We start from the raw sequence: 5,394 nt of genomic DNA, 5'->3' as shown, positions 1-5,394 counted from the left end.
GGTGGGCGGCGAGGTATGTGTCGGCGAGGAGCGCCGCGGGCGGCTCGGGCGCGGCCTCGCTGGTCGCCCCGGGCATGCGCGCGCTGCCCATCGGGTTGCCGTAGCTGATCATCTCCTCCGTCGCCTCCGGCGACGTCGGGCCCTATGTGGGCCCGGCCGACATCACCATGATGTATTCGGTCACCGACGTGCAGGGGCTGAACTCGATCTCACGCGCGGTGCTGGCCAACGGCGCCAACGCGCTTGCCGGCATGGTCAAGGCGCGGCTCGACGCGCGTGCCCCCACCTCGCGCGAGGCCGGCCACCTGCCTTCGGTCGGCATCACCATGTTCGGCGTGACGACGCCGGCGGTGCAGAAGATCGCCGCCGACCTGCGCGACGATTTCGAGTGCCTCGTCTTTCACGCCACCGGCGTCGGCGGCCGCTCGATGGAGAAGCTTGTCGAGTCAGGCCAGCTCGCCGGCGTGATCGACCTCACCACGACCGAGATCTGCGACCTCATGATGGGCGGCGTGTTTCCGGCGACCGAGGACCGCCTTGGCGCGATCATCCGCAACCGGCTGCCCTATGTCGGCTCGGTCGGCGCGCTCGACATGGTCAATTTCGGCGCGCCCGACACCATTCCCGAGCGCTACCGCGGCCGCAAGTTCCACGTCCACAATCCGCAGGTGACGTTGATGCGGACGACTCCGGAAGAGAACGAGCGCATGGGCCGCTGGATTGGCGAGCGGCTCAACCAGATGGACGGCCCGGTGCGCTTCTTCCTGCCCGAGGGCGGGGTCTCCGCGCTCGACGCGCGGGGCCAGCCGTTCTGGGACCCCGACGCCGACGCGGCGCTGTTCCGGACGCTGGAGCGCACGGTGCGGCAGACCGGCAACCGCCAGCTCGTTCGCATCCCCAAGAACATCAACGATCCCGACTTTGCCGCCGCCATCGTCGGTGCGTTCCGGACCCTGTTCGGCCGTGCCGGCGCACGGCGGAGAGTAGCGAGGTGAGCGATGGCCAGGTTTGAACGCGCAGCGCTGCTGAAGAGGTTTCGCGACATGGCGCGTCGCGGCGAGCCGATCGTCGGCGGCGGCGCCGGAACGGGACTGTCGGCAAAATGCGAAGAAGCCGGCGGCGTCGATCTGATCGTCATCTACAATTCCGGCCGCTACCGCATGGCCGGCCGCGGCTCGCTCGCCGGCCTGATGGCGTACGGCGATGCCAACGCCATCGTGCTCGAGATGGCGAACGAAGTGCTGCCCGTGGTCACCCGGACGCCGGTGCTGGCGGGCGTCAACGGCACCGATCCGTTCCGCGACATGGACGTGTTCCTCGACCAGCTGAAAGCGCTCGGTTTCGCGGGCGTGCAGAACTTTCCGACCGTCGGGCTGATCGACGGCACCTTCCGCGCCAATCTCGAAGAGACCGGGATGTCCTATGCGATGGAGATCGACATGATCGCCAAGGCGCACGACAAGGACATGCTGACGACGCCTTACGTGTTCAGCGAGAAGGAGGCCGCAGCGATGGCGATCGCAGGCGCCGACATCATCGTCTGCCACATGGGTCTGACAACCGGCGGCTCGATCGGCGCGCAGACGGCACCGAAGCTCGGGGATTGTCCCGCGCAGATCGACACATGGGCCTCCGCCGCGCTCAGCGTCAATCCGGACATCCTGGTGCTCGCGCATGGCGGCCCAATCGCGGACCCCGCCGATGCGGACTTCATCATGAAGAACACTCGTTATTGCCATGGCTTCTACGGTGCGTCCTCGATGGAGCGGCTGCCGGTGGAGCGGGCGCTGACGGAGCAGGTGCGGCAATTCAAGGCGATCGGCGCGCGATAACGCCGAAGGGACGAAGGAGGGAAAGATGTCGGGCAATCTGGTCGGTGAATTGATCCTCTGGCTGATCGTCGCGATCATCGTGATCGTGGTCGGCGTCTACATCGTGAACTGGCTCTACCATCGCTCCTCCAAGGAGACCTCGTTCGTCCGCACCGGCTTCCTCGGCGAGCGCGTGGTGATCAATGGCGGCGCCTTCGTGCTGCCGTTCATCCACGATTACACGCCCGTCAACATGAACGTGCTGCCCATGGGCGTCGTGCGTTCGAAGCAGGATGCCGTGATCACCCGCGACCGCATGCGCGTCGACATCGAGGCGGACTTCTACGTCCGGGTGCAGGCGACACGCGAAGCGGTCTCGATCGCCGCGGCGACGCTCGGCCGCCGCACCATGGAGCCCGGGCAGCTTCATGCGCTGCTCGCCGGCAAGTTCATCTCTGCGATCCGCTCGGTCGCTTCCGAGATGACCATGGAGGAGATGCACGAGCGGCGCGGCGATTATGTCGCGCGCGTCAAGACCGAAGCGGCGGAAGCCCTCGCCCAGAACGGCCTCGAACTGGAATCGGTCGCCATCACCGATCTCGACCAGACCGACCTAGAATTCTTCAACCCCTCGAACCGATTCGATGCCGAAGGCCTGACCCAGCTGATGCAGGACATCGAGGCCAAGCGCAAGCTGCGCAACGACATCGAGCAGGACTCGATGATCAAGATCCGCTCGCGCAATCTCGAGGCCGAACGGCAGGCGCTGGAGATCGAGCGAGAGAGCGAGACCGCACGGCTGGAGCAGGAACGCGACATCGAGATGCGCCGCGCGCTCCAGCGCACCGAAGTCGCCCGCGAACGGGCGTTGCGCGAGACCGAGGCTGAGCAAGCGCAGATCTCGGCCCGCGAGGCCATTGAGCGCGCCCGCATCGCCAACGACCAGGCGATCGCGGAGGCCCGCATCGCCTCCGAGCGCGAGACGCGCCAGAGGGAGATCGAGCGGACCCGCACCATCGAGGAGAAGGAACTGCTGGCGCGCGAGGAGATCGAGAAGACGAGGATCGCCAACCAGCGCTCGATCGACACCACCCGCATCGCCTCGGAACGCGAGGTCCGCCAGCGCGAGATCGAGCGGATGCGCACCGTCGAGGAAGCCGAGATCGCGGCGCGCGAAGCCATCGAGAAGGCACGGATCCAGCAGGACCGCGTCGTCACCGACGCCCGCATCGCCAACGAGGAAGAGACGCGTCGCCGCGAAATCGAGCGCACGCGCGCGGTGGACGAGGCCGAGATCGCCGCCCGCGAGGCCACCGAGAAGGCCCGCATCGCCCAGACGCTGATCGTCAATGTCGAGCGCATCTCCTCGGACGAGCGCACCCGCGCGCTGGAGATCCAGCAGGTGCGGACCATCCAGGAGGCCGAGATCGAGGCGCAGCGCGCGGTGGAAGCCGCCCGCATCGCCCGCGAGCGGACGCTTTCCGCCGAGCGTATCGCCGCCGAGCAGAGCACGCGGCAGCTGGAGATCGAGCGCAACCAGGCCCTCGACGTCGCCGGCATCGCCGCGCGCGAGACCACGGAAGCCTCGCGCATCGCGCAGGAGGAGCGCGTGCGCTCGCTGGAGATTGCCCGCAACCGCGCCGTCGAGGAAGCCGACATCGCCTCCCGCGAGGCGATCGAGGCGGCCCGCATCGCCCAGGAGAAGGCGGTTGCAGCCGAGCGCATCCAGGCCGAGCGCGAGACCCGCGCGCTCGAGATCGAGCGGACCGGCGTCCTCGAAGCCGCCGAGCTGAAGCGGCGCGACGCCATCGAGCGCCAGCGCATCACGGTCGACCTGGCCCTGGAGGCCGAGCGCATCAATTCCTCCAAGAAGCGCGAGGTGCTCAACATCGAGCAGAAGAAGGCGATCGAGATCGCCGACGAGGACCGCGTCATCGCCCTCTCCACCAACCGCTCCGAGCGGATCGACGCCGACCGGCAGGTCAAGCAGGCCGAGATCGTCGCCCGGAAAGAGGTCGAAACCACCGACGTCTCGCGCGAGCAGGCGCTGGAAGCGGCCCGCATCGAGCGGCGGCGTGCCATCGAGCAGTTGGAGGTCGCCCGCGTCCAGTCGCTCCAGGAAGCCGAGATCGCCTCCCGTGAGGAGGTCGAGCGCGCCCGCATCGCCTCCGACCGCGGTCTCGACGAAGCCCGCATCGGCCGCGAGCGCGAGCTGCGCAAGCTCGAGGTCAACCGCGAGAAGGAGGTCGAGACCGTCCTGATGGAGAAGGCCATCGCGATCCACACGAAATCCCTGGAAGAGTCCGCAGCCAAGGCGTCTGCCGAGGAAGCCCGGATGCGCGCGACGGAAGCTACCGAGCGCGTCGTCACGGCCCGGGAGAGCGAGATCGCCAAGCGGCGCAAGACCGTCGAAATCCTGCTCGCCGAGAAGCAGGCCGAGGAGACGCGCATCGCCGCCGAAGCCGAACGCGTGCGCGCGGCGGTCGAGGCCGAGGCGCAGCGGCTGCTCAACGAGGCCGAGAACGTGCTGACCGACCAGGCGCGCTACTCGCTGTTCCGCAGAAAGCTGCTCGACCGCATCGAGGGCATCGTGCGCGAGAGCGTCAAGCCGATGGAGAAGATCGAGGGCATCCGCATCCTCCAGGTCGACGGCCTCAACGGCAACGGCCACGGCAACGGCAATGGCGGCCGCAGCGCCACCGACGAGGTGATCGACTCGGCGCTGCGCTACCGCGTCCAGGCGCCGCTGATCGACTCCATTCTCTCGGACATCGGCGTCGAAGGCGGCAGTCTCTCGAAGATGCCGGGCCTGATCCGCGAAGCTCGCGACATGCAGGGCATCAAGGAGGCCGCGCGAAAGAGCGGCGGCAGCGGCGGCGGCGACAAGCCAACAGCCTCCCCCCCGGCGGCCGAGGGCGGCGAGCCGCCGGCCGAGCGCGGGCCGCGGAAGAAGAGCTGAGGTCCTGAGCGATGGCCCGCGTCTATGTCTCCACCGTCGTCAACGCCCGCAACGACCGCGTCTGGGCGCGGGTGCGCGATTTCAACGGCCTGCCGAACTGGCATCCGGCCATCGCCGAAAGCCGGATCGAGGGCGGCGAACCCTCCGACAAGATCGGCTGCGTGCGCGATTTCCGCCTGCGCAACGGCGACCGCATCCGCGAGAAGCTGCTCGGCCTGTCCGACTACGACATGTTCTGCACCTACTCGATCCTGGAATCGCCGATGGGCGTCGAGAACTACGTCGCCACCCTGCGGCTGACGCCGGTCACCGACGGCGACCAGACCTTCGTGGAATGGACCGCCGAGTTTGACTGCGCACCGGAGCGGGAAACCGAACTGGTCAGCAATATCGGCGGCGGCGTGTTCCAGGGCGGGTTTGATGCCTTGAAGCGCGTGTTCGGAGGGTGAACGATGGTCGCAAATGCTCACGTGATGGCACACTACTCATGGAGGCTGCCCCTCACCAGGCGCTTCGCGCCGACCTCTCCCCGCGAGCGGCAGGGCGATCGCATATGGATTTCACGAGGACCGCGGGCTTGCTCCGCCTCTCCCGCTTGCGGGAGAGGCCGACGCGCTCGCAGAG

The 5,394-nt window shown here is 67.9% G+C and carries 3 protein-coding genes and 1 pseudogene; all 4 read left to right on the top strand.

Going from position 1 to position 5,394, the window contains the following annotated elements; all coding sequences use genetic code 11:
• Positions 1 to 995: pseudogene (locus JHD07_RS31115) on the top strand (Tm-1-like ATP-binding domain-containing protein); the annotation flags it as partial.
• 3 nt (positions 996 to 998) lie between these two features.
• Entirely contained in the window at positions 999 to 1,832 is an 834-nt protein-coding gene (locus JHD07_RS31110; protein ID WP_291629096.1) for a phosphoenolpyruvate hydrolase family protein, read from the top strand.
• 25 nt (positions 1,833 to 1,857) lie between these two features.
• A complete protein-coding gene (locus JHD07_RS31105) occupies positions 1,858 to 4,770 on the top strand; it encodes a flotillin family protein (RefSeq protein WP_291629094.1) in 2,913 nt (970 codons plus the stop codon).
• An 11-nt stretch (positions 4,771 to 4,781) separates the two neighbouring features.
• Positions 4,782 to 5,219 carry an SRPBCC family protein gene (locus JHD07_RS31100; protein WP_061882131.1) on the top strand — a complete coding sequence of 146 codons (438 nt, stop codon included), beginning with the start codon at positions 4,782 to 4,784 and terminating at the stop codon, positions 5,217 to 5,219.
• Positions 5,220 to 5,394 lie beyond the last annotated feature (175 nt).

This window comes from Bradyrhizobium sp. (assembly GCF_016462955.1).
Lineage (GTDB): Bacteria > Pseudomonadota > Alphaproteobacteria > Rhizobiales > Xanthobacteraceae > Bradyrhizobium.
The sequence above is the reverse complement of the archived record's forward strand: the minus strand, read 5'-3'. Positions and strand labels throughout refer to the sequence as shown.